General features: G+C 64.3%; 36 protein-coding genes. 31 read left to right on the plus strand and 5 right to left on the minus strand.

The annotated features are described in order from the left end of the window. Positions 1-370: 370 nt before the first annotated feature. The 31 genes from rpsJ to ACLBKT_RS04170 all read left to right on the plus strand — a co-directional run bounded on the left by rpsJ (position 371) and on the right by ACLBKT_RS04170 (position 19,856). Positions 371-682 (plus strand): 30S ribosomal protein S10, encoded by a 312-nt coding sequence (gene rpsJ, locus ACLBKT_RS04020; protein WP_410181681.1) that lies wholly within the window; start codon positions 371-373, stop codon positions 680-682. Positions 683-952: 270 nt separating this feature from the next. Further along, the gene (gene rplC / locus ACLBKT_RS04025) at positions 953-1,747 is read left to right on the plus strand and encodes a 50S ribosomal protein L3 (protein WP_410181682.1); all 795 of its coding nucleotides are present in this window, start codon (positions 953-955) and stop codon (positions 1,745-1,747) included. 3 nt (positions 1,748-1,750) lie between these two features. Next, positions 1,751-2,380, plus strand: a complete 630-nt coding sequence (gene rplD, locus ACLBKT_RS04030; protein ID WP_166546630.1) for a 50S ribosomal protein L4 — start codon at positions 1,751-1,753, stop codon at positions 2,378-2,380. After that, a complete protein-coding gene (locus tag ACLBKT_RS04035; RefSeq protein ID WP_410181683.1) occupies positions 2,373-2,681 on the plus strand; it encodes a 50S ribosomal protein L23 in 309 nt (102 codons plus the stop codon). Before rplD ends, ACLBKT_RS04035 begins: the two co-directional genes overlap by 8 nt. Positions 2,682-2,704: 23 nt before the next feature. Beyond that, positions 2,705-3,541, plus strand: a complete 837-nt coding sequence (gene rplB, locus ACLBKT_RS04040; RefSeq protein ID WP_166546629.1) for a 50S ribosomal protein L2 — start codon at positions 2,705-2,707, stop codon at positions 3,539-3,541. Between the two features lie 6 nt (positions 3,542-3,547). Next, positions 3,548-3,823, plus strand: coding sequence for a 30S ribosomal protein S19 (rpsS, locus tag ACLBKT_RS04045; RefSeq protein ID WP_088914647.1), 276 nt, complete (start codon positions 3,548-3,550; stop codon positions 3,821-3,823). Then, positions 3,823-4,200: a 50S ribosomal protein L22 gene (gene rplV / locus ACLBKT_RS04050; RefSeq protein ID WP_410181684.1), complete on the plus strand. Its 378-nt coding sequence runs from the start codon at positions 3,823-3,825 to the stop codon at positions 4,198-4,200. Before rpsS ends, rplV begins: the two co-directional genes overlap by 1 nt. Position 4,201: 1 nt before the next feature. Then, a complete protein-coding gene (gene rpsC / locus ACLBKT_RS04055) occupies positions 4,202-4,897 on the plus strand; it encodes a 30S ribosomal protein S3 (protein ID WP_410181685.1) in 696 nt (231 codons plus the stop codon). 11 nt (positions 4,898-4,908) lie between these two features. After that, positions 4,909-5,343 carry a 50S ribosomal protein L16 gene (gene rplP / locus ACLBKT_RS04060; RefSeq protein ID WP_160761284.1) on the plus strand — a complete coding sequence of 145 codons (435 nt, stop codon included), beginning with the start codon at positions 4,909-4,911 and terminating at the stop codon, positions 5,341-5,343. Continuing rightward, on the plus strand, positions 5,343-5,555 hold the full coding sequence (gene rpmC, locus ACLBKT_RS04065) for a 50S ribosomal protein L29 (protein WP_166546628.1): 213 nt from the start codon (positions 5,343-5,345) through the stop codon (positions 5,553-5,555). Before rplP ends, rpmC begins: the two co-directional genes overlap by 1 nt. Before the next feature lie 11 nt (positions 5,556-5,566). Next, entirely contained in the window at positions 5,567-5,857 is a 291-nt protein-coding gene (rpsQ, locus tag ACLBKT_RS04070) for a 30S ribosomal protein S17 (protein ID WP_160761282.1), read from the plus strand. 76 nt (positions 5,858-5,933) lie between these two features. Then, positions 5,934-6,302, plus strand: coding sequence for a 50S ribosomal protein L14 (rplN, locus tag ACLBKT_RS04075; RefSeq protein WP_054118166.1), 369 nt, complete (start codon positions 5,934-5,936; stop codon positions 6,300-6,302). After that, positions 6,302-6,622 carry a 50S ribosomal protein L24 gene (rplX, locus tag ACLBKT_RS04080; protein ID WP_410181686.1) on the plus strand — a complete coding sequence of 107 codons (321 nt, stop codon included), beginning with the start codon at positions 6,302-6,304 and terminating at the stop codon, positions 6,620-6,622. The genes rplN and rplX overlap by 1 nt, the downstream gene beginning before the upstream one ends. Next, a complete protein-coding gene (rplE, locus tag ACLBKT_RS04085; RefSeq protein ID WP_410181687.1) occupies positions 6,615-7,208 on the plus strand; it encodes a 50S ribosomal protein L5 in 594 nt (197 codons plus the stop codon). The genes rplX and rplE overlap by 8 nt, the downstream gene beginning before the upstream one ends. 42 nt (positions 7,209-7,250) lie before the next feature. Next, the gene (gene rpsN, locus ACLBKT_RS04090; protein WP_086609106.1) at positions 7,251-7,556 is read left to right on the plus strand and encodes a 30S ribosomal protein S14; all 306 of its coding nucleotides are present in this window, start codon (positions 7,251-7,253) and stop codon (positions 7,554-7,556) included. Between the two features lie 10 nt (positions 7,557-7,566). Continuing rightward, on the plus strand, positions 7,567-7,962 hold the full coding sequence (gene rpsH / locus ACLBKT_RS04095) for a 30S ribosomal protein S8 (RefSeq protein WP_160761278.1): 396 nt from the start codon (positions 7,567-7,569) through the stop codon (positions 7,960-7,962). After that, a complete protein-coding gene (gene rplF / locus ACLBKT_RS04100; protein WP_410181688.1) occupies positions 7,962-8,495 on the plus strand; it encodes a 50S ribosomal protein L6 in 534 nt (177 codons plus the stop codon). Before rpsH ends, rplF begins: the two co-directional genes overlap by 1 nt. Before the next feature lies 1 nt (position 8,496). Beyond that, the gene (gene rplR / locus ACLBKT_RS04105) at positions 8,497-8,841 is read left to right on the plus strand and encodes a 50S ribosomal protein L18 (RefSeq protein ID WP_160761276.1); all 345 of its coding nucleotides are present in this window, start codon (positions 8,497-8,499) and stop codon (positions 8,839-8,841) included. A gap of 2 nt (positions 8,842-8,843) precedes the next feature. Continuing rightward, positions 8,844-9,551: a 30S ribosomal protein S5 gene (gene rpsE, locus ACLBKT_RS04110; RefSeq protein ID WP_410181689.1), complete on the plus strand. Its 708-nt coding sequence runs from the start codon at positions 8,844-8,846 to the stop codon at positions 9,549-9,551. Positions 9,552-9,557: 6 nt separating this feature from the next. Then, positions 9,558-9,734: a 50S ribosomal protein L30 gene (gene rpmD / locus ACLBKT_RS04115; RefSeq protein WP_072675046.1), complete on the plus strand. Its 177-nt coding sequence runs from the start codon at positions 9,558-9,560 to the stop codon at positions 9,732-9,734. Between the two features lie 142 nt (positions 9,735-9,876). Continuing rightward, positions 9,877-10,401, plus strand: a complete 525-nt coding sequence (gene rplO, locus ACLBKT_RS04120; RefSeq protein ID WP_410181690.1) for a 50S ribosomal protein L15 — start codon at positions 9,877-9,879, stop codon at positions 10,399-10,401. Positions 10,402-10,586: 185 nt separating this feature from the next. Beyond that, entirely contained in the window at positions 10,587-11,951 is a 1,365-nt protein-coding gene (gene secY, locus ACLBKT_RS04125; RefSeq protein WP_166546623.1) for a preprotein translocase subunit SecY, read from the plus strand. 103 nt (positions 11,952-12,054) lie between these two features. Further along, complete coding sequence (locus tag ACLBKT_RS04130; protein WP_410181691.1) at positions 12,055-12,702, plus strand: adenylate kinase; 648 nt, start codon at positions 12,055-12,057, stop codon at positions 12,700-12,702. Between the two features lie 71 nt (positions 12,703-12,773). After that, complete coding sequence (locus ACLBKT_RS04135; RefSeq protein ID WP_410181692.1) at positions 12,774-13,652, plus strand: SRPBCC family protein; 879 nt, start codon at positions 12,774-12,776, stop codon at positions 13,650-13,652. Positions 13,653-13,948: 296 nt separating this feature from the next. After that, positions 13,949-14,317: a 30S ribosomal protein S13 gene (gene rpsM, locus ACLBKT_RS04140; RefSeq protein ID WP_285709046.1), complete on the plus strand. Its 369-nt coding sequence runs from the start codon at positions 13,949-13,951 to the stop codon at positions 14,315-14,317. A 62-nt stretch (positions 14,318-14,379) separates the two neighbouring features. Beyond that, the gene (gene rpsK / locus ACLBKT_RS04145) at positions 14,380-14,769 is read left to right on the plus strand and encodes a 30S ribosomal protein S11 (RefSeq protein WP_101791853.1); all 390 of its coding nucleotides are present in this window, start codon (positions 14,380-14,382) and stop codon (positions 14,767-14,769) included. A 124-nt stretch (positions 14,770-14,893) separates the two neighbouring features. Further along, positions 14,894-15,949: a DNA-directed RNA polymerase subunit alpha gene (locus ACLBKT_RS04150; protein WP_410181693.1), complete on the plus strand. Its 1,056-nt coding sequence runs from the start codon at positions 14,894-14,896 to the stop codon at positions 15,947-15,949. Positions 15,950-16,173: 224 nt separating this feature from the next. Then, a complete protein-coding gene (gene rplQ / locus ACLBKT_RS04155; RefSeq protein ID WP_410181694.1) occupies positions 16,174-16,593 on the plus strand; it encodes a 50S ribosomal protein L17 in 420 nt (139 codons plus the stop codon). 88 nt (positions 16,594-16,681) lie between these two features. Continuing rightward, entirely contained in the window at positions 16,682-18,109 is a 1,428-nt protein-coding gene (locus ACLBKT_RS04160) for a serine hydrolase domain-containing protein (RefSeq protein ID WP_410181695.1), read from the plus strand. Positions 18,110-18,250: 141 nt separating this feature from the next. Beyond that, the gene (locus ACLBKT_RS04165) at positions 18,251-18,784 is read left to right on the plus strand and encodes a hypothetical protein (RefSeq protein WP_410181696.1); all 534 of its coding nucleotides are present in this window, start codon (positions 18,251-18,253) and stop codon (positions 18,782-18,784) included. A 193-nt stretch (positions 18,785-18,977) separates the two neighbouring features. Further along, the gene (locus tag ACLBKT_RS04170) at positions 18,978-19,856 is read left to right on the plus strand and encodes a hypothetical protein (RefSeq protein WP_410181697.1); all 879 of its coding nucleotides are present in this window, start codon (positions 18,978-18,980) and stop codon (positions 19,854-19,856) included. A 21-nt stretch (positions 19,857-19,877) separates the two neighbouring features. Here the strand turns inward: ACLBKT_RS04170 and ACLBKT_RS04175 are convergent, their stop codons facing one another. From ACLBKT_RS04175 to ACLBKT_RS04195, 5 genes are all read right to left on the minus strand, one after another. Continuing rightward, a complete protein-coding gene (locus ACLBKT_RS04175) occupies positions 19,878-20,519 on the minus strand; it encodes a trimeric intracellular cation channel family protein (protein ID WP_410181698.1) in 642 nt (213 codons plus the stop codon). Then, the gene (locus ACLBKT_RS04180) at positions 20,516-21,196 is read right to left on the minus strand and encodes a hypothetical protein (RefSeq protein WP_410181699.1); all 681 of its coding nucleotides are present in this window, start codon (positions 21,194-21,196) and stop codon (positions 20,516-20,518) included. The genes ACLBKT_RS04175 and ACLBKT_RS04180 overlap by 4 nt, the downstream gene beginning before the upstream one ends. Positions 21,197-21,321: 125 nt before the next feature. After that, on the minus strand, positions 21,322-22,680 hold the full coding sequence (locus ACLBKT_RS04185) for an amidase family protein (RefSeq protein ID WP_410181700.1): 1,359 nt from the start codon (positions 22,678-22,680) through the stop codon (positions 21,322-21,324). Between the two features lie 77 nt (positions 22,681-22,757). Beyond that, entirely contained in the window at positions 22,758-24,227 is a 1,470-nt protein-coding gene (locus ACLBKT_RS04190) for a DUF4403 family protein (protein WP_410181701.1), read from the minus strand. A 63-nt stretch (positions 24,228-24,290) separates the two neighbouring features. Then, the gene (locus ACLBKT_RS04195) at positions 24,291-25,130 is read right to left on the minus strand and encodes a hypothetical protein (RefSeq protein ID WP_410181702.1); all 840 of its coding nucleotides are present in this window, start codon (positions 25,128-25,130) and stop codon (positions 24,291-24,293) included. Between the last annotated feature and the right edge of the window lie 4 nt (positions 25,131-25,134).

Below are 25,134 nucleotides of genomic sequence, written 5' to 3' on the forward strand. Positions count from 1 at the left end.
AGCTGGCTGAACGCAAAATTGGCCCGGCCGCTCAGTGGAGCTGCCGGGCCTTTTTGTGTGAGGCCTAGGCCTCGCCAAAATGGCTGCCGATTCCCCGGTCCGGCCGCGCGGCGAGGGGATGGGGCAGGGCAGTTTCGGCGGTCGCGCGAGGTCATTTCACCCCCGCGCAATTTCCTTCCACTTGGCCCTTGCCAGAATCCAACACGCTCCGTATAGGCGCGCATCCGCAGACGAGATTCGTCCCGTCTGTCACGAGTTTTGAAGAAGGCCGCCCGCTCTCGGGAAACCGGAATGAGCGGGGCCGGCCTTTGTTTTTGGGAAATACCGGGTGACCGGTTGCTCCTTGGCTCTTTCGCATCGGTAGTAGGACATGGAAGCTCAGAATATCCGTATTCGCCTTAAGGCGTTCGACCACCGCGTTCTCGACCAGGCCACTGGTGAGATCGCTGATACGGCCCGCCGCACCGGCGCTCTTATTCGTGGCCCCATTCCCCTGCCGACGCGTATCGAGAAGTTCACCGTGAACCGCGGTCCGCACGTCGACAAGAAGTCGCGCGAGCAGTTCGAAGTTCGCACCTACAAGCGGTTGCTCGATATCGTGCAGCCCAACGCCCAGACCGTCGATGCTTTGATGAAGCTCGATCTGGCTTCCGGCGTGAACGTCGAGATCAAGCTGGCCTAAGCCAGCCGAAATGCCCCCGCTTCGGTGGGGGCCTCTATCGTTGAGGCCTTGTGCGCCTCACCTGACGATAGGGTGGATACCGCCGGATGATACCATCCGGGCTGCGTCCCCCGTCTCGCTCCAGCGGCCATCCGGCCAGCAGGAGCACTCAGCCCGGACGGGGCGATGCATGACAATTCGGGCTGAACTGGGCTGCAGCGTCTGGCGCTGTGGCCTGCCATGCACCTTGCGGATGGTCCGTAGGGTGCCTCTGTTGAGGAGTAACTGACGATGCGCACCGGCGTTATCGCAAAGAAAGTCGGGATGACCCGCCTCTTCCAGGAGGACGGACGGCACGTGCCTGTGACCGTTCTCGCGCTGGAAGATTGCCAGGTGGTTTCGCACCGCACCGAAGACCGTGATGGCTACTTTGCCGTCCAGCTCGGCGCGGGCGAAGCCAAGCAGAAGAACGTTGCCAAGCCGCAGCGTGAACATTTCGCCAAGGCCGATGTCGGCCTGAAGAAGCGCGTCGCTGAATTCCGCGTCGAAAACGCCGATGGCCTCGTGCCGGTCGGCGCGACCATCAGTGCCGAGCATTTCATCGCTGGTCAGATGGTCGACATCACCGGCCACACGCAGGGTAAGGGCTTTGCCGGCGCCATGAAGCGTTGGGGCTTCGGCGGTATGCGCGCCACCCACGGTGTGTCGATCTCCCACCGTGCCCACGGTTCGACGGGTAACCGTCAGGATCCGGGCCGCGTGTTCAAGGGCAAGAAGATGGCCGGCCACATGGGCGACCGTCAGCGCACCCAGCAGAACCTCGAAATCGTCCGCACCGACGCCGAGCGCGGTCTCCTCTTCGTCAAGGGTTCGGTCCCGGGCGCGAAGAATGGCTGGCTGCTGGTCCGCGACGCCGTGAAGCTGCCGCTTCCCGAAGGCGTGCCGTTCCCCGGCGCCGTGCTCGACAAGAAGGCCCCGCAGGCTGACGAGGCCCCCTCGGTTGTCGAAGCTGCTGCCGAAGATGTGGTCGTGACCGAAGCCGTCGAGACCGACGCTCCGGCCACTGAAGAAAACAAGGAAGGCTGAGCCATGAAGATCAAGGTTCAGAACATCGACGGTACTGCGGTCAAGGGCGCAGACATCGAGCTTTCGGACGACGTGTTCGGCATCGAGCCGCGCGCTGACATCCTGCACCGGGTCGTGACCTGGCAGCTCGAGAACCGCCGCGGCACCGCTCGCCCGACGCGTGAGCGTTCGGATGTGGCCCGCACCGGCAAGAAGTTCGGCAAGCAGAAGGGCGGCGGTACCGCTCGTCACGGCGATCGTGCCGCTCCGATCTTCATCGGCGGCGGTAAGGCCCACGGCGCGCGCAAGCGTGACTTCGAGCAGTCGCTCAACAAGAAGATCCGTGCGCTCGGCCTCAAGATGGCGCTTTCGAGCAAGGCCAAGGACGGTCTCGTCGTGGTCGACACGCTGGAACTCGCCGAAGCCAAGACCAAGGTGCTCAAGGGCCACCTCGCCAAGGCCGGCTTTGCGGGCAAGGTGCTGGTGATTGACGGCGAACAGGTCGACGCAGGCTTCAAGAAGGCTGCGGGCAACCTGCCGGGCATCAACGTGATGCCGGCCATGGGCGCCAACGTCTACGACATCCTCAACCACGACACGCTGGTGCTGACCAAGGCTGCTGTCGAAAAGCTGGAGGCGCGCTTCAATGGCTAAGAAGCAGACTGTCGATGCGCGTCACTACGACGTGATCATCGCGCCGCACATCACCGAAAAGTCGACCCTCGCGTCCGAGAACAACGCAGTGGTCTTCAAGGTCGCCAACTCGGCGACCAAGCCCCAGATCAAGGAAGCGATCGAGGCGATCTACGACAAGAAGGTCGTCGCCGTGAACACCCTGGTCCAGAAGGGCAAGACCAAGCGCTGGAAGGGCAAGGCCTATCAGCGCAGCGACGTGAAGAAGGCCATTGTCACCCTCGCCGAGGGTGAAATGATCGACATCACCAGCGGTATCTGAGGCCAAGGGACAGGACACGAACAATGGCACTCAAGAACTATAAACCGACCAGTCCCGCTCGCCGCGGTCTGATTCTGGTCGACAAGTCCGCGCTCTACAAGGGCAAGCCGCTCAAGGCGCTTACCGAAGGTAAGCACAAGACCGGCGGTCGTAACAACAAGGGCCATGTCACCTCGCGCGGGATCGCCGGTGGTCACAAGCAGAAGTACCGCTTCATCGACTTCAAGCGTCGCAAGTGGGACATGCCGGCCACCGTTGAGCGTCTGGAATATGACCCCAACCGCACCGCCTTCATCGCGCTGGTAAAGTACGAAGATGGTGAGCAGGCCTACATCATCGCTCCGCAGCGTCTTGCTGTCGGCGATTCTGTGGTCGCTGGCGAAAAGGTCGATACCAAGCCGGGCAATGCGATGCTGCTGGGTCAGATGCCGGTCGGCACGATCTGCCACAATGTCGAAATGAAGCCGGGCAAGGGTGGTCAGATCGCCCGTTCGGCCGGCACCTATGTGCAGGTCGTCGGTCGTGACCGCGCGATGGTCATCGTTCGCCTGAACTCGGGTGAGCAGCGTTACCTGCGCGCCGATTGCATGGGCACTGTGGGCGCCGTGTCGAACCCCGACAACGGCAACCAGAACTTTGCCAAGGCAGGCCGCAAGCGTTGGATGGGCGTCCGCCCGCTGACCCGCGGTGTTGCGAAGAACCCGGTCGACCACCCGCACGGTGGTGGTGAAGGCCGGACCTCAGGCGGTCGCCACCCGGTGACCCCATGGGGCAAGCCGACCAAGGGTGCTCGCACGCGCCACAACAAGCAGACGGACAAGATGATCATCCGTTCGCGTCACGCGAAGAAGAAGAGGTAAGAGACGATGGCACGTTCCGTCTGGAAAGGTCCGTTTGTCGAGCTGAGCCTGCTGAAGAAGGCAGAGACAGCGCAGGAAACCACGAACGCCAAGCCGATCAAGACCTGGTCGCGGCGTTCGACGATCCTGCCGCAGTTCGTCGGGCTCACCTTCAATGTCTATAACGGGCACAAGTTCATTCCCGTTTCGGTTTCGGAAGAAATGGTCGGCCACAAGCTTGGTGAATTTGCGCCCACGCGCACCTTCCCCGGTCACGCTGCCGACAAGAAGGGCAAGCGCTGATGAGCAAGGCAAAGGCACCCCGCCGCGTGGGCGATAACGAGGCGCTGGCCGTCGGCACCACGATCCGTGGTTCGGCGCAGAAGCTCAACCTCGTGGCCGCTCTGATCCGTGGCAAGAAGGCCGAAGAGGCGATGAACATCCTCGCCTTTTCGAAGCGGGCGATGGCGCGCGATGCGAGCAAGGTGCTCGCCTCCGCGATCGCGAACGCGGAAAACAACCACAACCTCGATGTCGACGCGCTGATCGTCGCTGAAGCGAGCGTGGGCAAGTCGGTGACGATGAAGCGCTTCCACACCCGTGGCCGCGGCAAGTCGACCCGGATCCTCAAGCCGTTCTCGCGTCTGCGGATCGTCGTTCGCGAAGCAGAGGAGGCCTAAGATGGGTCAGAAGAGCAATCCGATCGGTCTGCGCCTGCAGATCAACCGCACCTGGGACAGCCGCTGGTACGCCGAAGGGCGTGACTATGCGCAGCTGCTCAAGGAAGATGTCGCAATCCGCAAGTACATCATGAAGAACCTGCCGCAGGCGGCAGTTTCGAAGGTGGTGATCGAGCGTCCGGCCAAGCTGTGCCGCGTGTCGATCTATGCGGCGCGTCCCGGCGTGATCATCGGCAAGAAGGGCGCAGACATCGAAAAGCTGCGCTCGAAGCTGGCGACCATGACCGCGAGCGACGTGAAGCTGAACATCGTTGAAATCCGCAAGCCGGAAATCGACGCCAAGCTCGTTGCGCAGGGTATCGCCGATCAGCTGGTGCGCCGCGTGGCGTTCCGCCGGGCGATGAAGCGCGCGATGCAGTCGGCCATCCGGCTCGGTGCCGAGGGGATCAAGATCACCTGCGGCGGCCGTCTTGGTGGTGCGGAAATCGCCCGGGTTGAATCGTATCGTGAAGGCCGCGTTCCGGCGCACACGCTGCGTGCCAACATCGATTATGCCGAGTGCGAGGCGCTCACCGCCTACGGGATCATCGGTATCAAGGTGTGGATCTTCAAGGGTGAGATCCTCGCCCATGATCCGACCGCCCAGGACCGCCTGATGATGGAAGCGCAGACTTCCGGCGTCCGTCCGGCTCGTTGAGGTAACAGACCATGTTGCAACCGAAAAAGCACAAGTTCCGCAAGCAGTTCAAGGGACGGATCAAGGGCGAAGCCAAGGGTGGCACCACCCTCAACTTCGGCTCCTATGGTCTCAAGGCTCTGGAACCCGAGCGGATTACCGCCCGTCAGATCGAAGCGGCGCGCCGCGCGATCACGCGTCACATCAAGCGTCAGGGCCGTCTCTGGATCCGCGTTTTCCCCGATGTGCCGGTGACGAAGAAGCCTGCCGAAGTCCGTCAGGGTAAGGGCAAGGGTTCGGTCGAATATTGGGCAGCCCGCGTCAAGCCGGGTCGCATCCTTTTCGAACTCGACGGCGTTGCCGGCCCGCTCGCGGCCGAAGCGTTCGAGCGTGCAGCCATGAAGCTGCCGATCAAGACCAAGGTTGTCGCCCGTCTCGGCGACACTAGCCACCTGGGAGGCGAATAATGGCCGACTTTGCGGACCTTCGCACCAAGACCGATGATCAGCTGTCCGCCGAGCTCACCGAGCTGAAGCGCGAGCAGTACAATCTGCGGTTCCAGGCTGCGACCAACCAGCTCGAAGCTCCGTCGCGCATCCGTCAGGTGCGCCGGACCATCGCGCAGATCAAGACGCTGCAAAACGAGCGCGCGGCTAAAACCGCCGCCGCCAAGGCGTAAGGAGTAGCACAATGCCCAAGCGCATCCTCGTCGGGACTGTGACCTCCGACAAGACCAACAAGACCGTGACCGTGCTGGTCGAACGCAAGGTGAAGCACCCGCTGTACGGGAAGATCATCCGTCGTTCGAAGAAGTATCACGCGCACGACGAAACCAATGAATACACCGTGGGTGACGTGGTGCGGATCGAAGAGACCCGCCCGATGTCCAAGACCAAGACCTGGATCGTCAAGGACCGGGTTGTGGCAGGCGGCGTGCAGGCGGTGGAAGCCGACCTCGACGTGGCAGCTGCGGGTAACTGAATTAGGCGTAATCGGAACTGTCAGGCCCCGGTCGGATCGGGCGTCCTGGTAAGCCAGTGAGAAGGAAGACGGATCAATGATCCAGATGCAATCCAATCTCGACGTCGCGGACAACAGCGGCGCCAAGCGCGTCCAGTGCATCAAGGTGCTGGGCGGGTCGAAGCGTCGGACCGCGGGCGTCGGCGATGTGATCGTCGTCTCCATCAAGGAGGCGCAGCCGCGCGCGAAGGTCAAGAAGGGCGATGTTCATCGCGCCGTGATCGTCCGCACCCGCAAGGACGTCCGTCGTCCCGACGGCACCGTGATCCGTTTCGACAGCAATGCTGCCGTGCTGGTCAACAAGAACGAGGAGCCGATCGGCACCCGTATCTTTGGCCCGGTGGTGCGTGAACTGCGTTCGCGCGGCTTCATGAAGATCATTTCGCTCGCTCCGGAGGTGCTGTGATGGCTGCTGCGAAGATCAAGAAGGGTGACAGCGTCGTCGTGCTGTCGGGCAAGGACAAGGGTCGTACCGGTACGGTCGCTCAGGTCATGCCGAAGGACGGCAAGGTCGTTGTCGAGGGCGTGAACATCGCTGCCCGTCACCGCAAGCCCAGCCAGCAGAACCCGCAGGGTGGCATCGACCGTTTCCCGGCTCCGATGCACATCTCCAAGGTTGCGCTTGCTGATCCCAAGACCGGCAAGGCCACGCGCGTCCGTTTCGAAACGAAGGACGGCAAGAAGGTCCGCGTCGCCGTGAAGAGTGGGGAGACCATCGATGGCTGATTATACCGCCCGGATGAAGGCCAAGTACGACGCGGAAATCGTGAAGGCGATGACCGAGAAGTTCGGCTACAAGAACCGTCTCGAAGTCCCCAAGCTCGAGAAGATCACGCTCAACATGGGCGTCGGCGAAGCGAGTCAGGACAAGAAGAAGGTCCAGACGGCTGCTGAGGAAATGGCCCTGATCGCTGGTCAGAAGCCGGTCATCACCGTCGCCAAGAAGTCGATTGCGCAGTTCAAGCTGCGTGAAGGCATGCCGATCGGTTGCAAGGTCACCTTGCGCCGCGAGCGTATGTACGAATTTCTTGATCGTCTGGTGACCGTGGCCATGCCGCGCATCCGCGACTTCCGCGGGCTGAACGCCAAGTCGTTCGATGGCCGCGGCAACTACGCGATGGGGCTGAAGGAACAGATCGTGTTCCCCGAAATCAGCTACGACAAGATCGAGAAGGTGCGTGGGATGGACATCATCGTCACCACCACCGCCAAGACCGATGAAGAGGCGCGCGAATTGCTGCGTCTGTTCGGCTTCCCCTTCCAGGGCGAAGCACCCGGCGCAAAGGCAACCGAACAGAAGGAGGCGGCGTGAGCCGCTTCCCCCAAAAGACACTAGGCAAGAGAGCTTAAGTCCATGGCGAAACTGAGTTCCATCAACAAGAATGAGCGTCGCAAGAAGCTCGTCAAGCAGTACGCTGCGAAGTACGAGAAGCTGAAGGCGATCGCGAATGACGAGTCCCTCGACGAGACGGAGCGCCTGGTCGCCCGGCTCAAGATGGCAGAGCTTCCGCGCAATGCGAACCCGACCCGGGTCCGCAACCGTTGCGCCACCACCGGCCGCCCGCGCGGCTATTACCGCAAGTTCGGCATCAACCGCATCGAACTGCGTCAACTCGGCAACAGCGGGATGATTCCCGGTCTGACCAAGTCGAGCTGGTGAGGACTGAACAATGGCTATGACCGATCCTCTGGGTGATATGCTCACCCGCATCCGCAACGGCCAGCGTGCGAAGAAGGACTCCGTGCTCACGCCCGCGAGCAACCTTCGCGCAAGCGTGCTCGAAGTGCTTCAGCGTGAAGGCTACATCCGTGGCTACAGCGAAGACAATTCGGGCAAGCACCCCGCGCTGCGGATCGAACTGAAGTATTTCGAAGGCGAGCCCGCGATCAAGCACGTGGCCCGCGTCTCCAAGCCGGGTCGCCGGGTCTATTCGGGTTCCAAGGAACTGCCGACGATCCGTAACGGCCTTGGCATCACGATCGTCTCGACGCCGCGCGGCGTGCTCTCGGATGCCGAAGCACGCAGCCACAACGTCGGTGGCGAAGTCCTGGCGGAGGTGTTCTGATGAGCCGCATCGGTAAAAAGCCGGTGGCGATCCCGGGCGGTGTTACCGCCACGATCGACAACGGCACTCTCACGGTGAAGGGCCCCAAGGGCACCTTGACCCTGGGTCTGTCCGACCTGATCGACTACAAGGTCGAAGAGGGCGAGATCTCGGTCAAGCCCGCCAATGACAGCCGTCAGGCGCGGGCCTTCTGGGGCATGCAGCGCACGCTGGTGTCGAACCTGGTCGAAGGCGTCACCGACGGCTTCACCAAGGTGCTGATCATCAAGGGCGTCGGCTACCGTGCCAATGCGCAGGGTCGCAATCTGAAGCTGCAGCTCGGCTACAGCCACGATGTCGACCTGCCGGTGCCCGAGGGTCTTGAGGTGAAGACCCCGGACCAGACCACGATCGAGATTTCCGGGACCGACAAGCAGGCCGTTGGCCAGTTTGCCGCCGAAATCCGCCGTTGGCGCAAGCCCGAGCCCTACAAGGGCAAGGGGATTGCCTACAAGGGCGAGTTTATCTTCCGCAAGGAAGGGAAGAAGAGATAAGATGGCAAAGCTTTCCCTTTTCGAACGGCGCCGTCGCCGCGTTCGCACCGCTCTGCGTGCGCGTGCCGGTGGCAAGCCCCGTCTGTCGGTGCACCGCACCGGTCGTCACATCTACGCCCAGATCATCGATGATGCAGCCGGCAAGACTGTTGCTGCAGCGTCGACGCTCGGTGCCAAGGCAAGCGGCGCGAATGTCGATGCTGCTGTCGAGGTCGGCAAGGCGATTGCCGAAGCTGCCAAGAAGGCGGGCGTGACCACTGTCGTGTTCGATCGCGGCGGGTTCCTGTTCCATGGTCGCGTCAAGGCGCTGGCCGATGCCGCCCGTGAAGGCGGGCTGGAGTTCTGATTATGGCTGACGAGAACACCATCGAAACCCCCGAAGTGACCGGCGACATTGCTGGCGATGCCGGTGAAGCGCAGGGCCGTCGTGGCCGTGGCCGTGGCGGCAACCGCGAAGGCGGCGAGCGCGGACGTGGTCGGGGCGGTCGTGACGACCGTCGTGGGCCCAAGCAGGAAGAAGATGACGGCATCATCGAAAAGCTGGTGCACATCAACCGCGTCTCCAAGACGGTAAAGGGCGGCAAGCGCTTCGGCTTTGCAGCGCTGGTCGTGGTCGGCGACGGTCAGGGCCGCGTCGGCTTCGGCCACGGCAAGGCCCGCGAAGTGCCCGAAGCGATCACCAAGGCAACTGCCGCGGCGCGCAAGAAGATGATCCGCGTTCCGCTCAAGGAAGGCCGCACCCTGCACCATGACGGCAATGGCCGTTTCGGCGCGGGCAAGGTGACCGTCCGCACCGCGCCTCCGGGTACCGGCATCATCGCCGGCGGTCCGATGCGCGCTGTGTTCGAAAGCCTCGGCGTCGCCGACGTGGTGACCAAGTCGGTCGGTACGTCGAACCCCTACAACATGATCCGCGCCACCTTCGACGCGCTGACCGACCAGACTTCGCCGAAGTCGGTCGCCCAGCGTCGCGGCAAGAAGGTTGCCGACCTCCTGGGTCGGGGCGGGGCCAGTGCAGCTGAGGCGGAAGCCGACGCTGCCGCGATTGCGGAGTAATCGAAGATGGCTACCATCAAGATCAAGCAGGTCGGTTCGCCGATCCGTCGCCCCGCCAGTCAGCGCCAGATCCTCATCGGTCTGGGGCTGAACAAGATGCACAAGATCGTCGAGCGTCAGGACACCCCCGAGGTGCGCGGCGCGATCGCGAAGATCCCGCATCTGGTGCAGGTGATCGACTAAGATACTGTGGCGGGGAGGAATTCGTCCTCCCCCGTCATCCCGGCGAAAGCCGGGATCCAGGGCGGTCAGCGCGTCCTCTCTGCGGCAGAGCTAACCTCATGTCCCAGCTTTCGCTGGGATAAACTTCAGCGAGTGCAAGACTATGAAACTGAATGACATCCGCGACAATGCCGGTGCCCGCAAGGGCCGCATCCGTGTTGGCCGTGGTATCGGCTCGGGCAAGGGCAAGACCTCGGCCCGCGGTCAGAAGGGCCAGAAGGCCCGTTCCGGCGTGGCGATCAAGGGCTTCGAAGGCGGCCAGATGCCGCTTCACATGCGCCTGCCGAAGCGCGGCTTCAACAACCCCTTCGGCAAGGACTACGCCGAAGTGAACATCGGCATGATCCAGAAGTTCATCGACAGCGGCAAGCTCGATGCCAAGGCGACCGTGACCGAGGACGCGCTGCGTGCTGCCGGTCTGGTGCGCGGCGGCAAGGATGGTGTGCGTCTGCTTGGCAAGGGTGAGCTCACCGCCAAGGTCGCCTTCGCCGTCACCGGTGCGACCAAGGGTGCCATTGCTGCGGTCGAAAAGGCCGGCGGCTCTGTCGAAGTGGCCCCGGTTGCCACGCCCGAGCACGAGAAGAAGCTTGCTCGCCGCGACGCCAACAAGGCGGCCAAGGCGAAGTAATCGACAAAAGGTGATGCGCGGGGGTTCGACAAGTGCCCCCGCGCTCCCTATTTACGCTCTCGCGCGCCGGATGGGCCCTTCTGATGCAGGGCCAGCTCTTGCAGCACAGGCGCGCACAGGATGGTTCGGGATGGTTGCAAGTCAGCCATCATCACCGGATCAAGAGCTAGGACTGACAGAACGACATGGCATCACGCGCCGACAATATCGCGAGCAATCTGAACCTTGGCAACTTTGCCAAGGCGACCGAGCTCAAGCAGCGCATCTGGTTCACGATCGGGGCGCTGATTGTCTTTCGCTTCCTCAGCTTTGTGCCGCTGCCTGGCGTCAACCCGCTGATCCTGAGCGAACTGTACCAACAGACCCGCGGCGGCATCCTCGACCTGTTCAACGCTTTTTCGGGCGGCAGCCTTGAGCGCATGAGCCTCATCGCGCTCGGCGTGATGCCCTATATTACCGCCTCGATCGTGGTGCAGATGGCTTCGGCCCTGCACCCGGCGCTGTCCGCGCTGAAGAAAGAAGGCGCAAGCGGGCGTCAGAAGCTCAACCAGTACACCCGCTATGGCGCGGTGCTGCTGTGCATCATTCAAGGCTATGCGATCGCGGTGGGGCTTGAAAGCTTCGCCGCGCAGAACGGCCTCGCGGCGGTGGTCAACCCCGGTTACATGTTCCGTGTCGTTGCGGTCATCAACCTCGTTGGCGGCACCATGTTCCTGCTGTGGCTGGGCGAGCAGATCACCAGTCGCGGTATCGGCAATGGCATCTCGCTGATCATCATGGCCGGTATCGTGGCCCAGTTCCCGAGCTTTGCCACCAACCTGTTCGAAGGTGGCCGCACTGGCTCGATTGCGCCCTGGATCATCATTGCCTTCCTCGTCATGGTCGTCGCGCTGATCCTGCTGATCGCCTTCATGGAGCGCGCCCAGCGTCGCCTGACGATCCAGTATCCCAAGCGCGCAACCCAGCGCGGCATGATGCAGGCCGAGCGGTCTTACCTGCCGCTCAAGATCAACACTGCGGGCGTGATCCCGCCGATCTTCGCCAGTTCGCTTTTGCTCCTGCCGCTGACGATCACGCAGTTTGCGGGCAGCTCGGTTGACACCAACAGCAGCTTCTATTCGGTGCTGCAGGCGTTGAACCAGTACCTAGCGCATGGTCAGCCGCTCTACATGACGCTCTATGCGATCGGGATCATCTTCTTCTGCTTCTTCTACACCGCGGTGGTGTTCAACCCCGAGGAAACGGCCGACAACCTGAAGAAGAACGGCGGGTCGATCCCCGGTATTCGTCCTGGTAAGCGGACGGCGGATTATCTCGAATATGTGCTGACCCGTATCACCGTGATCGGCGCGGCCTACCTTACGGTAGTTTGCGTGGTGCCCGAATACATGATCGCGCAGACCGGCATTCCGCTGTTCCTCGGCGGTACCAGCCTGCTGATCGTCGTGAACGTGACAGTCGATACGATCAGCCAGATCCAGTCGCACCTGCTGGCCCTGCAATATGGCGATCTCATCAAGAAGGCGAAGCTCAAGGGGCGGATGCGCTGATATCCGACATGAGTCGGCTTGACGCAGGCCCCTGCTTGGTCGAACCCACTGGTCTGAACGAATGCGCCGGGCGAAGACCCGAGGCGATATTGGGGGACGGTTCGTGAACATCATTCTTCTTGGTCCTCCCGGCGCGGGTAAGGGAACGCAAAGCGCAGGGTTGGTCGAGCGGCATGGCATGCGCCAGCTTTCGACCGGCGACATGCTGCGCGCCGCGGTCAAGGCTGGCACCCCGGTCGGGCTCCGCGCCAAGGAAGTGATGGAGCGCGGCGAACTGGTTTCGGACGAGATCGTCTCCGATCTGATCGACGCGGAACTCGCTGCGATGGCGCCCGAAACGGGAGCGATCTTTGATGGCTATCCCCGCACGGCTGCGCAGGCTGACGCGCTTGACGCGATCCTTGCGCGCAATGGGCGACTGCTCGACCATGTGATCGAGCTTGAAGTGAACGAGGACGCGCTGGTTGAGCGTATCACCGGCCGCTTCTCCTGTGGCAATTGCGGCGCGCTCTACCACGACACCGCCAACCCGCCCAAGACACCGGGCGTGTGTGACACCTGCGGCAGCACCGAATTCAAGCGTCGGCCCGACGACAATGAGGAAACCGTGCGGATGCGGATGCAGGAATACCGCGCCAAGACCGCGCCGATCCTGCCGGGCTACGAAGCGCGCGGGATTGTGACCCGGGTTGACGGGATGGCCGCGATCGACACCGTCGCAGGTCAGATCGACGCCATCCTCGCCAGCTGAGCCGAGCGGGACTTGTGTCCCCCACGCTTTTGGCCCAGCGTTCGGCACGGATCATAGGGGAGGGTCTTGTCATGAAGCTTCACTTTGGCGCGCGCACGGCGCTGGTTGGCCTTGCGGCGGTGGCGTGGGGCAACTCCGCTTCGGCCGAGGTGACGCGCGCAACCGACAACAGCTTCGTCTCGCGCCACGAAGTCGTGGTCAAGGCCAGCCCGAAGGAGGTGTGGCTTGCGCTCATCTCGCCCGCGACGTGGTGGACCTCGGAACACACGTGGTCAGGCAGTGCCAAGAACCTGACGCTCGTCCCCCAGGCCGGGGGGTGTTTCTGCGAGACCATCCCCGAGGTTGACGAGCCGGGGCGCTTTACCCTCGAAGGCAGTGTCGAGCACATGCGGGTGGTGCAGGCCTATCCGGAATCCGCGCTGCGGATGGTCGGCAACCTCGGCCCGCTGCAAAGCGAGCCGGTGACCGGGGTGCTGACGATCGCGATCAGCAAGGTCGACAAGGGCACCCGGATCGTGTGGGAGTATAATGTCGGCGGCCCGATGCGGTATGAAGTGCCGGTGATTTCCAAGGCAGTCGATGGGGTGATGGGGGCGCAGCTCGCCGCCTTGGCAAAGCCGTTGGTGGTCGTGCCGATGGCTGCGTCGACGGCTGCCAAACCCGCGGCGGGCCCGCCCGCTGCGACGCCAGCGCCTCTCGCCAAGCCGGCCGCAGCGCCGGTGGTGAAGCCCGCAACAACCCCCGCGCCCAAGCCCGCCGCCGCCACACCCGCACCGGCTACGAGCCCGAAGCCGGTGTCGGCGCCCGCCGCCAAGCCTGCTGCGTCAGGGCCCGCGCCAAAGGCGGAGCCGAAGCCGAAGCCTGAGACCAAACCAGCGCCGAAACCTGCTCCCAAGACCCCTTCGGTCGCGGACGCATTCGGCGACCTGGCCGACAAACCGCCACAGTAGTGATGTGGGGCTGGGCAGGGCGCTAAGCCTTCGACCGCGTTCGGCTTTGCGATCGGTCCGCCGCTCTTCGGCTTGCGGTTGACGGCCAGGGCGAATCAGCCTATGCGCGCGGCTCATTCGACATGTTCGAAGCAAGTTCGGCAGGCATCGCCCTTGCGCGTGCCGACCGGGCTTTTTGCCGTTTGTGATGGTGCCACCCGGCAAATCACCCGGCAAGCGGACACAAGAATGAATTGAGCGTTGAGATAGGGGTGGCCCTTGGATGGGCCAAGTCCCTGTGGAGCATGGAGAAATAAGTGGCTCGTATTGCCGGGGTCAATATCCCCACCAACAAGCGCGTGATCATCGCGCTGACCTATATTCACGGTATTGGTCGTACCACCGCCGTCCAGATCGCTGACAAGCTGGGTATCGCGCACACCGCGCGCGTGCAGGACCTCTCGGACGAGGAAATCCTGCGGATCCGCGAAACCATCGACGCCGATTTCACCGTGGAAGGCGACCTGCGTCGCAACACCGCGATGAACATCAAGCGCCTGATGGATCTGCGCGCCTATCGCGGCCTGCGTCACCGTTCGGGCCTGCCCGTCCGTGGCCAGCGCACCCACACCAACGCCCGTACCCGCAAGGGCAAGGCCAAGCCCATCGCGGGCAAGAAGAAGTAAGCGAGCGGGGCTCACCCCCTTTGCACGCTTTTTCCTTCTGACGATCTAGAGGACAGAAAACGATGGCACGCGAACCAGGCCGTATTCGGCGCCGTGACAAGAAGAACATCACCAGCGGCGTTGCGCATATCAACGCCAGCTTCAACAATACCATGATCACCATCACCGATGCGCAGGGCAATGCGATCAGCTGGTCCAGCGCCGGCGCGATGGGCTTCAAGGGCAGCCGCAAGTCGACTCCTTATGCTGCACAGGTTGCTGCTGACGATGCGGGCAAGAAGGCAGCCGAACACGGCGTCCGTACGCTCGAAGTCGAAGTGAAGGGCCCGGGCTCGGGCCGCGAAAGCGCGCTTCGGGGTCTTGCGGCTGTGGGTTTCAACATTACTTCGATCCGCGACGTCACTCCGATCCCGCACAACGGGGTCCGTCCCTCCAAGCGTCGCCGCGTCTGATCCGCCGGGATGGCGGGGGCGCTGCGCGCTCTCGCCGCCCGATCGGGTCAGGTGCCGCGTTTCGCGTTCGCATCTGGCCCGCCCAAGTTTGAACCGCCCCCTCCGGGCGCATTAGGGGAAATCCATGTCCGTCAACACCAAGAACTGGCAGGAACTCAAGAAACCCAACACCCTCGAAATCAAGGACGGCGGCGATCGTCAGCGCAAGGTCACTTTCGTGGCCGAACCGCTCGAACGCGGCTTTGGCTTGACGCTCGGCAATGCGCTGCGCCGGGTGCTGCTGTCGAGCCTTCAGGGCGCGGCGATCACCTCGATCAAGATCGAGAACGTGCTGCACGAGTTCTCCAGCCTCGCTGGCGTGCGTGAAGATGTCACCGACATCGTGCTGAATGTGAAGCAGATCGCGCTCAAGATGGAAGGCGAAGGCCCCAAGCGTTTGCAGCTTTCGGCCACGGGCCCGGGCGCGGTCAAGGCTGGCGATATTGCCGTGACCGGCGACATCGAAGTCATGAACAAGGATCTGGTGATCTGCCAGCTCGATGAAGGCGCGACGCTCAACATGGAGCTGACGGCCGACACCGGCAAGGGCTACTCGCCCGCCGTGCAGAACCGTCCGGCCGACGCGCCGATCGGTCTGATCCCGGTCGACTCGCTCTACTCGCCCGTCCGTCAGGTGAGCTACAAGGTCGAGAACGCCCGCGTCGGGCAGGAGCTCGATTACGACAAGCTCTCGCTGACCGTCGAGACCGATGGCACCGTCACCCCGGAAGACGCCGTGGCCTATGCCGCGCGCATCCTTCAGGATCAGCTGACGTTGTTCGTCCACTTCGAAGACGGCATTCCGCAGCCGGTCGGCCAGATGATCGGCCACGCCGTGCAGCCGGAAGAAAGCGACGCCAACCAGCTCAACCGCTACCTCCTCAAGAAAGTGGACGAGCTGGAACTGTCGGTGCGTTCGGCCAACTGCCTCAAGAACGACAACATCATCTACATTGGCGATCTGGTCCAGAAGACCGAAGCCGAGATGCTGCGCACGCCGAACTTCGGCCGCAAGTCGCTCAACGAGATCAAGGAAGTGCTTTCGAGCATGGGCCTGCGTCTCGGGATGGACATCCCGGGCTGGCCGCCCGAGAACATCGAAGAAATGGCCAAGAAGCTCGAGCAGGAGCTTCTCGGTTAATTGTGTGCCTCCCCGTCCCGCAGGGATGGGGAGGGGGACCGCCCGCGCAGCGGGTGGTGGAGGGGTCAGGTGCTTGCCGCTTTACCCCTCCGTCAGCGCTTCGCGCTGCCACCTCCCCATTCGCAGGGCGAACGGAGAGGGACGTTTGGGCAAAGGTTCGGGGCCCTGATCCGAACCAGCACTGGGCTACCTCACACGGGCCCTTTTCGAACGGAGTAAAAAATATGCGTCATGGTATTTCGGGCCGCAAGTTGAACCGTCGCACGGGTCACCGCAACGCCCTGTTCCGCAACATGGCCGCCGCGCTGATCAAGCACGAGCAGATCAAGACCACGCTGCCCAAGGCCAAGGAACTGCGCCCCTATCTCGAAAAGTTGATCACGCTGGCCAAGCGCGGCGGCCTTTCGAACCGTCGTCTGGCGATGGCCCGTCTGGGTGACGAAGCGCAGCTCAAGAAGCTGTTCGAGGTTCTGGCTGAGCGTTATGCTGACCGCGAAGGCGGCTACACCCGCGTGCTGCGCGCCGGCGTGCGCGCCGGTGACGCGGTGCAGATGGCGATCATCGAACTCGTCGACCGCGACGAGAGCGCGCGCGGCCAGGACAGCGGCCCGGTCGCCTCGGAAGAAGAATACGAAGACGCGTAAGCCGCGCTTCGCAGAGACACAGGCAAGGGCCGGGGCGGAAACGCTTCCGGCCCTTTCCTTTTGAGCGAGGCAGCCTAGTGTCGCAGCCATGATCCGCACCGCTCTTGCAGCGTCCACGCTGCTCCTCGCCGCCGCCCCGGCTTTTGCGCAATCCCAGCAGGATGCGCTCGACGCCCGATACGACCGCGCGCTTGCGGCCGGATACAAGGCATTGATGCTGTGCGGGGCGATCGCCAATGCCGAGCGAAATGGCGCGACCCGGACGCCCGAAAGCGTCGAGCAATGGGAACTCACCGGCATTCAGGCGCCGCACGATGCGATCATCGGCACCCTGCCTTACGACATCATCCGCCGCCCGAGCGGCCAGATTGCGCATGTCGCGGTCCGCTGGGCAGACGACATGCCGCCACGGATCGCGGCCAATTTCGGGCCAGAGACGGGCTGTTCGGTGCTGCCGATCGGCGCGCCCGAGGACACGAGCAATCCCGAGCAACCGCTGCCCGTGGCAGCTGGGGTGGAGCCGAAGGTGCTTGGCACAGGAACCCTCTCCGCAGCGCCTCGCAGGAAGGCCAAGGCACCGAACGCGCTTGACCGGGTCTTCGACAGCGCGCTCGCGGGACACTATGGCGAGGGCACGCGGACAACCGCCACGCTGGTGCGCTTCCAACGCAGTGGAAGCGGGCTGGTAGAGCAGTCTTCCTATGCCGCCGGCTTTGGCGAGAAGACCCCGCAGCGTACCTGGTCCGTCGCCAAGAGCCTTGCTGCCACACTGATCGGTGCGGCGGTGCATTCGGGCGAGGCGACTGTGGCGGACCCCATCGCTCTCAATTACTGGACTGCCGGCGGGGCGACCGATCCGCGCAACGCCATCACCATCGATCACGCCTTGCGCATGGCGAGCGGCCGCTACTCCGATACGCCGGGCAACCGCACCGATGCCCTCTATTTCGGCGGCTCGACCATTGATGAGACGGCGATGAATTGGCCCGTACTCCATGCACCGGGGACCGTGTTCCGCTATGCCAATAATGACACGCTGTTGGCGCTGAAGGGGATCGCCCAATGGTTGTCCTTTTACCCGCCGGACCAGTTCTTCGCCAAGCTGGGCATGGCGGAGACGGTGGCCGAGACCGATATTCGCGGCGATTACGTGATGTCATCGCAGGTTTGGAGCACGGCGAGCGATCTTGCGGATTTCGGCCAGCTCTATCTCAACGACGGCGTGCTCCCTTCCGGCGAACGCATTCTGCCCGAAGACTGGACGACCTACGTATCGACCCCCAGCGGCCCCCAGCCTGATGGAGCGTTCGGCTATGGCGCGGGGTTCTGGCTGATGAACCGCTCCGAGGGTGTGCCCGCCGATACCTTCGCCGCCTTCGGCAACCGCGGGCAATATGTGGTGATCGTCCCTTCGCGCGACGTCGTGATCGTCCGGCGCGGTGAAGATCCGGCAGGTTCGGGTTTCGACATCGCGGCCTTCACCCGGGATGTGCTGGCGGCACTTCCGACGAATTAGAAGTTAGATGTTCATACTCGATGGGTTTTAGATTAACAAACCCTGTCATCCCAATTCAGCTTCATCACACCCCGAATCGCGCAAAAGCATTTGCGACACCGCCAGCAATCCCGCCTGCGGTGCCTGACGAGGAATGCTTCGATGACGACCAAGACCAACCTGCTGGCCTCCGGCAAAGCAGCCCGGCTTGTCTTCGGTGCGGTCGCTGCGACTGCGCTGACGGCGGCCTCGGCCGCCCCCGCTCTGGCGAATGATCACCGCGACCGTGGTGGGATCGGCGCGGGTGAGATCATCGCTGGCGCGGTCGTGATCGGCGGCCTCGCGGCGCTTGCGGGCGCTTTCGACAATGACCGCGATGACCGGCGCTATGACTATCGCGACCGCGACTTCCGCGGTGGCTGGGATCGCGGCGGCTTCGGCAACCCGCGCACCGCGGTGGATCGCTGTGTCCGCGCAGCCGAAAATCAGGCGCGGCGCTTCGGCGGCTATCGGTATGCTGACGTGATCGACATCCGCGATATTGACCGCACGCGCGACGGCTTCCGGGTCAAGGGCCGGATCGACGTGGGCGGAGGCTGGAACAACCGCGGCAATGATCGCGGCAACTTCACCTGCCGCTTCGACGGCCGCGGCGCGCCCTTCGTTGACTTTAGCGGCATTCGCGGTCTGCGTTGACCCCACTGAGCTGCGCGCAGCCTGTCTCCTTCACGGCTGCGCGCGAACCTGCCGCCCCGCCTCCCGCATCAGGGATGGCGGGGCGGTTTTGCTATGTCCCGTGCGGTTCATCCTGCCGCAAGCCTGACACGGTTAATCCTGCCACCATCGGGGCGATTGGTGGCCGCTCGTATAGCAACAGGAGAGAGCAGCAATGGCTCTGACATTCCGCGCGCTTGCCTTGGCGGGCGCGCTTGCCGGGACCACCATGATCGCCGCCCCGGCGGCTGCGGCGCCGATCCCTTCGGACGCAGCGCTGGCCGCCGTGCCCTTGGGCACCTTCGATTTCAGCCGCTATGATCCCGCCAATGCCACGACCGAATGGCGGCGCTGCCGCTGGGGCTGTGGCTGGGGCGGGCACCGGCGCGGATGGCGGCGCAACCGGGTCGATGCGGGCGATGTGCTGATCGGCGCTGCAATCATCGGCGGGATCGCCGCGATCGTCAGTTCGAACAATCGCCGCGAGCGCGACCGCGACGTGGTGATCGTCGACCGCGAAGTGCGCAATCCCGACTGGCGTAATGATGACCGTCGATATGACGACCGCCGCGATGATCGCCGCGTCAGTGCGCCGCGCGGCAACAGGGCCTCGGGCCTCGATAATGCCGTGAACCAGTGCCTTGACCGGATCGAGCGCGACGTCCGCGTCGATACGGTCGACGACGTCGAACGCACCGCGAGTGGTTGGCAGGTGTCCGGTTCGATCTTCAACGGCGCGCAGTTTCGGTGCCGGATCGGCAATAACGGCCAGATCGACACCATCGATTATGACGGGACGTTCGGCGCAGGCGATTGGGGCGAACCGCAAGCTGATGCGGGCCGTCCTGCGGCAGGGCAGCTGGACGACCAGTCCTATGCGCAGCTTCGCGCTGGAATAGGCGGCACGGTTCGCCCGGACATGGCGGTGCAGGAAGCCACGATGACGGTGGCGCAGGCGCCCGCTGCACGCGCGACGACGACGGCGATGCCGGCCTATCCCGGCGGACCGATCCCGGGCGAAGTCATTCCTGAGACCGTGGACGGCGACCTCTAGGGCGAAAGTGGGGGAGGGGGCCTAGCCGCCCTCCCTCTCGCCATAGCTGGGCAGGCCCCATTCCCAGCGGATCGCCGCGGCGCGCAGGGCGACGCCACACGTGAAGCCCAGCGCCCAGGCCCATTGGTCGCTCACACCCAGCACCGGCGCGGCCAGCATTCCCGCCACCGTCAAGGCGGCGGTGAGCGCGGCGGGGGTGACGTAGAGTTCGGGGCTCATGATGATCGACGGCCGCCCGGCGACCACATCGCGGATGATCCCGCCGACGCAGCCGGTGATCACGCCCATCAGCGCCGCCGGGATCGGCGGAATGCCATAGGCCAGCGCCTTTGCGCTGCCGAGCGCGGCATAGGCGGCAAGGCCCGCGCCGTCGGCATAATCGAAGCCCTTGCCCTCCCACCAGCGGACCGGCGTGAACCACGCGATCAGCGCGGTGCCAAGGCACACGGCTGCCACCCACGGGTCGTCGATCCAGAACACCGGCGCGCGGATCAACAGGTCGCGCACCGTCCCGCCGCCCACGCCTGTCACCAGTGCGAAGAAGGCCATGGTGACGAAGGTCTGCTTGAGCCGCGCCGCCAGCACCGCGCCCGACAGCGCGAACAGCGCAATCCCGGCGAGGTCGAGCAGATCGAGGATCGGGGTGAGGACGGTCGGAGTCATAAGGGCTTCGCGGCCCGGCGCACCTTGCGGCGGCGGAACATCAAGATGCAGCCGATCAGCGCGCCAGTCAGCGAGAGCGCCGCGAAGATGATCAGCACCGGGTGGCTGGTGTCCTCGCGCTCGGACAGGTCCATGATGTGCAGGCCCCAGGCAAGGTCAAACACCCGCCACCAGCGCGTCCGCACCGCTTCAATCGCGCCCGTATCGCGCCCGACATAGACATTGGTGCCATCGGCCAGCGCCACTTGCCACACCGCGAGCGGCCGGCGGAAATCGAACGGGGTGCGGTCGGCGGGGAAGAGCGTGACGCGTTCCACCGCCTCGCCGCCGCTAATCTCGCGCGCCACCAGTGCCTGCGCCGCAGCCGCATCGAGCGGCGGGAGGGCCGCGCCGCTCACGAAATCGACCCGGCGGACGCTGCCATCCAGCGCGGTTAGGATCGCCACAGGCCTGTCGCCCTGCATCTGCACCCGCATCTCGGCCAGCTTGGCTTCGGGCGCGGCGAGGTTGCTGCCGGGGAGCACCAGGGCTACGGGCGGGCTCTTGCTCCGCAGATGCTCGCCGCGCACCACTTCGATCGGGCGGGCGACCATCAGCAGACCGGTCGCCAACCACATCACGATCGGCACGCCGACCAGCCAGCCGAGCCAGATATGCCACTTGGCGAGAGAGCGCATGGAGAGGCCTGACATAGAAATTACTCGTCATTGCGAGGAGCCGCAGGCGACGCAGCAATCCAGAGCGGTCCGCGTGCCGATCTGGATTGCCGCGCCGCTTCGCAGCTCGCAATGACGAAATGGTTCTACGAGTGCAACACCTGACCGATAGCCTCGGCCGCCGCGATGCAATCGAGATCGCTCCAGCGCGGCCCGATCACCTGCATGCCGCAGGGCAGCGTGCTGCCAAGATAGGTGCCGCTGCCGATCGGGAGGACCGTCGCGGGCAAGTTCGGGAAGGTGGCCAGTCCAGCCCAGGCAAGCGCATTGCCGCCAGGCTCGTCCTTGCCATTGATCAGCAAGGTGCCGCGGAACACGGCCCTGTCACTGTGCGGCACCGCCAGAACCGGGGCGGGCGGGGCGAGGACGAAGTCATACTCCGCAAACAGCGCCTCCCACTGCGCGATGCAGGTGGCCTGCGCGTCGAGCAGGTCGAACCAGTCGGTCGCACTTGCCCGCTTGCCATCCGGCGCAGGGGCACCGCGCGCCATCACCACGTTCATCATCTTGAGATAGTGGCGATATTGCAGCGCCTGATCGGGCAGCAGAGCGCTCGACCGGTCGATCCGCACGCCCGCGCGCGCGAGCTGCTGAAGCGCCGCCTCGGTCGGCTCCATCACGCTGGCATCGACCGGCGCATTGGGCAGCGCGGTGATCGCAAGAAGGCGGCATTCCTTCAGCGGCTTGGGACGGCGGCGCAGCGGCACCTCCGCGCCCACTTCGGTCAGCACGGCCAGATCCGGCGCATTGCGCGCCAGCGGCCCGGCGATGCTCAGCGGGCTGTCATGCGCGGCGACAAAGCCTTCGCGGCGTGACATGCCGGGGAAATCATGGCCGTGCTTGGGAATCAGGCCCCAGGTGGTCTTGTGGCCCCACACCCCGCAGAAATGCGCCGGCACCCGCACCGATCCGCCGATGTCGGTGCCGAACTCGCCCGGCACGATCCCGCTCGCGACCGCGGCTGCACTGCCGCCTGACGATCCGCCGGGGGAGCGGTCAGGGTCGTGCGGGTTGGAGGTCCGGCCATAGACCGGGTTGAAGCTTTGCCAGTCAGTGAGATCGACCGGCACATTGGTCTTGCCGATGATGATCGCACCCGCAGCCTTCAAGCGGCGCACCAGCGCGGCATCGTGGGTGGCAAGCTGATCGCGGAACTCCGGGTGGCCGAAAGTGGTCGGCAGCCCGGCGACGTCAAAGCTTTCCTTGATCGTCATCGGCACGCCGAACAGCGGCTGGTTCAACTGCCGTTGAGCACTATCCATCCTGCGCGCGGTCTCGCACGCCCTTTCAAAATCGGGGACGGCGAGGGCATCAATCGCAGCGTCATCCCGGCCCGCCCGGGTGATCGCCGCATCGACCGCTTCGGCCACGCTGATCTTGCGCGTGCGGATCGCCAGCGCAGTCGCCAGCACCCCGGCTTTGTCGGTCAATTGCGGATAGGCCATGCATGCGTTCCTCTCTCTCGGGCAGGAGTCTAGTGAGACAGCGGTCTGCGCAAAAGCCTGCGTGACGAGTTAGCTGTTCAATTCAGCCGCCGCAGCCTGGCATCGATTTGCGCCGTGATATCGACCGGGAGGTAGAGCCCCTGACCGTGCGCTGTGATGATCCCTGTCTCGACCCGCTCGATCGTAATGCTGTAATCGGTGAGGCGCCCTTGGCGCTTCGCAAGCGCCCGGTCGATCTTGCCGCGCAGCTTGGTGAAGTCGCCTTCGAAATTCTGGGCCAACGCATCGGTGATTGCGCCCTGAAAATCGGGCGAATTGGCGAGCGCGAACAGGAATTCCTCGCCCACGATATCGGTATCGCCGGTGATCCTCACTTCGGTGAACTTCACCGCGCGCGATCCGGGAGCGTTGACGGGGCGTGCGGTCAGCCAGATCTTCCCCTTGGCCTGTTCGATCACCGGCAGGTCCGAGTTGGCCGTGAACTCCCCGCCCACCGCAATGCGCCCCTCGCCCGTGCCATAGACCGTGATTTTGTCGAACTGCGCGGTGGCAGAGCCGTAATCGGCAATCACGAAGGGCCGCTGGGCGCGCTTGGCCAGCGCCTTGGCGATCACCGGTTCAAGCACGGCGTAATCGGCCACCACCGGCACGTGCAGAATCGACTTGGTCTGCGTCTTGTCGCGCCGCGCCAGCGGAGGAAGCGGGGCGGGCTCGACCGCGTCAGGCTTGATGCCAACGAAGCTCTCGAAGATCCCATCAAGCCCCAGACGCAGCACCAGCTCGCGCCCCTGCACCGTGTAGCCACCGAACCGGAATTGCTGCGGTGTCATCCGCCCCCACACCGCAGGGTTCTCATGGTTGAGCTCGAACACGCCATGCGCCTTGGTCCAGCCTTCCTGCGCCGTCGCCTTGACCGGCAGGCGGGCCAGTTCGCGCGCAACGATGCGTTCGACCTCGCGCTTGACCGGGCGCAGCTCGCGGTCGGCCTCGCTGGTGAAGGTGATCCGTCGCCCGAGGAAGTCGATCCCCGGCGCGCGGGTCCAGCGGTAATCGAGCTTGGCGGTGCTGGCGAGCTTCCAGTCGGGCGTCAGATCAAGCCGCAGCGCCAGCGCCACTTCCGCCGCGCCGGTGCCTGTCTCGCCCTTGAACATCCCGGCGACATCGCGCGCCGCCAATGTGCCGGACACAGGCAGGGTGACAATCAGCGCCTCACCCTTGCCACTTAGCCGCAGCCTGCCGCGCGTGACCTTTCCGATAATGTGGCATTCGATCTTGGGCGATTTGACCTTGAACAGCGCCAGATCGACCTTTTGGGAGGCGACACATTCGCTTCCGGGACGGTCGATCCGCCACAATTCACGCGGCAGTTCGCGTTCAAGCGTGCGTTCGAGCTCGGCCAAATCCACTTTGAGATCGACCGCGATGTGCGATGCCTGCTGGGGGAAAACGATCGGATCGTCGCCGCGCGGCGGCGCAAGGGACGCGGTATCATCGGACGCGCCGCAGCCCACCAGCAAGATCAAGCTGGCGGCCGCCAATGCGGTCATGGCTCTGCGCACCGCGTTCACTGACGCCCCTTCTCGCCTGCTCTCGGGCGTTGTCTCAACAGATCAGGATGTTGGCAGATTGCGAGCGCGATGGCCAGCCTCGCGCGCGATTGCGCCGAGAGCAATCCCGAAGCCGAGGATCGGCGCAGCGCCATAGCCGATCAGCGGGAAGGGGAAGGGCGCGAGCATGGCGGCGATGCCGAGCCCCCAGAGCAGCGCGGCCAGCGCCGTGCCCTCGGCGCGGGGCATGTGTGGGTCGCGTGCCATGAGCAAGGGCGGAACGATGAAAAGCAGCCCGCCCAAAGCCAGCGCCGCCAGCGGAGCGCTGTGCCAAACCTCCGCCAACACGCCTTCGGTGAAACGCTGGGGTTCGAGCGTGCCCGCGTTGAAGGTCGCCGTAGCAAAGACAATCGCGGCGAGGCTCACAACCGCAAGCGAACCGCGCCGTAATGTGGCGGCGAGCGTGGCACTCGCGATCCCAAGCGCAAAAAGCGATGCCGCATCGGGTTGCAGCACCAGCGCCGCGCCCGCCAGCACCAACAGCCCGGTGCCGATGGCGCCTTCGCGCGCGGCCAGCACGGTTAGCAACGGCAGCAACAGCGCGCCCGAATGCAGGCTCATCGGGCCGGCGGGCAGCCAGCGGGCAACCCCGCCGATCGCGGGCCCGGTCAGCAGCGGGAGAAACAGCGCCAGCGCCGCGGCGCCCGCCAGCACAAGGCGCGGGTTGCGCTTTGCTGGAAGCCGCCCGAACAGCACCCAGGCCAACGCCAATGCCAGCGCGCCAAGGTTGACGGCGATCAACGGCGCGGGCGCTCCAAAGGCGGTGAGGTATGCCAGCCCGCCCAAGGACGGGAGCAACAGGGGCAGGGTGAGCCGCCAGCGATCAAGGGCCCGCGCGCTCACCCTT

Origin of the sequence: Erythrobacter sp. W302b, assembly GCF_046452395.1 — a bacterium.
In the GTDB taxonomy this organism is placed as follows: Bacteria; Pseudomonadota; Alphaproteobacteria; order Sphingomonadales; family Sphingomonadaceae; genus Erythrobacter.

What these genes read in the sequence shown, in the direction of transcription:
- rpsQ (WP_160761282.1), top strand. Translation starts at nt 5,567, where the DNA reads ATGCCCAAGCGCATCCTCGTCGGGACTGTGACCTCCGACAAGACCAAC.
- rplE (WP_410181687.1), top strand. Translation starts at nt 6,615, where the DNA reads ATGGCTGATTATACCGCCCGGATGAAGGCCAAGTACGACGCGGAAATC.
- rpmC (WP_166546628.1), top strand. Translation starts at nt 5,343, where the DNA reads ATGGCCGACTTTGCGGACCTTCGCACCAAGACCGATGATCAGCTGTCC.
- rplB (WP_166546629.1), top strand. Translation starts at nt 2,705, where the DNA reads ATGGCACTCAAGAACTATAAACCGACCAGTCCCGCTCGCCGCGGTCTG.
- ACLBKT_RS04175 (WP_410181698.1), bottom strand. Translation starts at nt 20,519, where the DNA reads ATGACTCCGACCGTCCTCACCCCGATCCTCGATCTGCTCGACCTCGCC.
- rplC (WP_410181682.1), top strand. Translation starts at nt 953, where the DNA reads ATGCGCACCGGCGTTATCGCAAAGAAAGTCGGGATGACCCGCCTCTTC.
- rpsE (WP_410181689.1), top strand. Translation starts at nt 8,844, where the DNA reads ATGGCTGACGAGAACACCATCGAAACCCCCGAAGTGACCGGCGACATT.
- rplR (WP_160761276.1), top strand. Translation starts at nt 8,497, where the DNA reads ATGGCAAAGCTTTCCCTTTTCGAACGGCGCCGTCGCCGCGTTCGCACC.
- rpsK (WP_101791853.1), top strand. Translation starts at nt 14,380, where the DNA reads ATGGCACGCGAACCAGGCCGTATTCGGCGCCGTGACAAGAAGAACATC.
- ACLBKT_RS04180 (WP_410181699.1), bottom strand. Translation starts at nt 21,196, where the DNA reads ATGCGCTCTCTCGCCAAGTGGCATATCTGGCTCGGCTGGCTGGTCGGC.
- rpsC (WP_410181685.1), top strand. Translation starts at nt 4,202, where the DNA reads ATGGGTCAGAAGAGCAATCCGATCGGTCTGCGCCTGCAGATCAACCGC.
- ACLBKT_RS04160 (WP_410181695.1), top strand. Translation starts at nt 16,682, where the DNA reads ATGATCCGCACCGCTCTTGCAGCGTCCACGCTGCTCCTCGCCGCCGCC.
- ACLBKT_RS04165 (WP_410181696.1), top strand. Translation starts at nt 18,251, where the DNA reads ATGACGACCAAGACCAACCTGCTGGCCTCCGGCAAAGCAGCCCGGCTT.
- rplF (WP_410181688.1), top strand. Translation starts at nt 7,962, where the DNA reads ATGAGCCGCATCGGTAAAAAGCCGGTGGCGATCCCGGGCGGTGTTACC.
- ACLBKT_RS04035 (WP_410181683.1), top strand. Translation starts at nt 2,373, where the DNA reads ATGGCTAAGAAGCAGACTGTCGATGCGCGTCACTACGACGTGATCATC.
- rplP (WP_160761284.1), top strand. Translation starts at nt 4,909, where the DNA reads ATGTTGCAACCGAAAAAGCACAAGTTCCGCAAGCAGTTCAAGGGACGG.
- ACLBKT_RS04135 (WP_410181692.1), top strand. Translation starts at nt 12,774, where the DNA reads ATGAAGCTTCACTTTGGCGCGCGCACGGCGCTGGTTGGCCTTGCGGCG.
- ACLBKT_RS04150 (WP_410181693.1), top strand. Translation starts at nt 14,894, where the DNA reads ATGTCCGTCAACACCAAGAACTGGCAGGAACTCAAGAAACCCAACACC.
- rpsS (WP_088914647.1), top strand. Translation starts at nt 3,548, where the DNA reads ATGGCACGTTCCGTCTGGAAAGGTCCGTTTGTCGAGCTGAGCCTGCTG.
- rpsJ (WP_410181681.1), top strand. Translation starts at nt 371, where the DNA reads ATGGAAGCTCAGAATATCCGTATTCGCCTTAAGGCGTTCGACCACCGC.
- ACLBKT_RS04170 (WP_410181697.1), top strand. Translation starts at nt 18,978, where the DNA reads ATGGCTCTGACATTCCGCGCGCTTGCCTTGGCGGGCGCGCTTGCCGGG.
- rplN (WP_054118166.1), top strand. Translation starts at nt 5,934, where the DNA reads ATGATCCAGATGCAATCCAATCTCGACGTCGCGGACAACAGCGGCGCC.
- rpsN (WP_086609106.1), top strand. Translation starts at nt 7,251, where the DNA reads ATGGCGAAACTGAGTTCCATCAACAAGAATGAGCGTCGCAAGAAGCTC.
- rplQ (WP_410181694.1), top strand. Translation starts at nt 16,174, where the DNA reads ATGCGTCATGGTATTTCGGGCCGCAAGTTGAACCGTCGCACGGGTCAC.
- rpsH (WP_160761278.1), top strand. Translation starts at nt 7,567, where the DNA reads ATGGCTATGACCGATCCTCTGGGTGATATGCTCACCCGCATCCGCAAC.
- rpmD (WP_072675046.1), top strand. Translation starts at nt 9,558, where the DNA reads ATGGCTACCATCAAGATCAAGCAGGTCGGTTCGCCGATCCGTCGCCCC.
- rplV (WP_410181684.1), top strand. Translation starts at nt 3,823, where the DNA reads ATGAGCAAGGCAAAGGCACCCCGCCGCGTGGGCGATAACGAGGCGCTG.
- ACLBKT_RS04185 (WP_410181700.1), bottom strand. Translation starts at nt 22,680, where the DNA reads ATGGCCTATCCGCAATTGACCGACAAAGCCGGGGTGCTGGCGACTGCG.
- rplO (WP_410181690.1), top strand. Translation starts at nt 9,877, where the DNA reads ATGAAACTGAATGACATCCGCGACAATGCCGGTGCCCGCAAGGGCCGC.
- secY (WP_166546623.1), top strand. Translation starts at nt 10,587, where the DNA reads ATGGCATCACGCGCCGACAATATCGCGAGCAATCTGAACCTTGGCAAC.
- rplD (WP_166546630.1), top strand. Translation starts at nt 1,751, where the DNA reads ATGAAGATCAAGGTTCAGAACATCGACGGTACTGCGGTCAAGGGCGCA.
- rplX (WP_410181686.1), top strand. Translation starts at nt 6,302, where the DNA reads ATGGCTGCTGCGAAGATCAAGAAGGGTGACAGCGTCGTCGTGCTGTCG.
- ACLBKT_RS04190 (WP_410181701.1), bottom strand. Translation starts at nt 24,227, where the DNA reads ATGACCGCATTGGCGGCCGCCAGCTTGATCTTGCTGGTGGGCTGCGGC.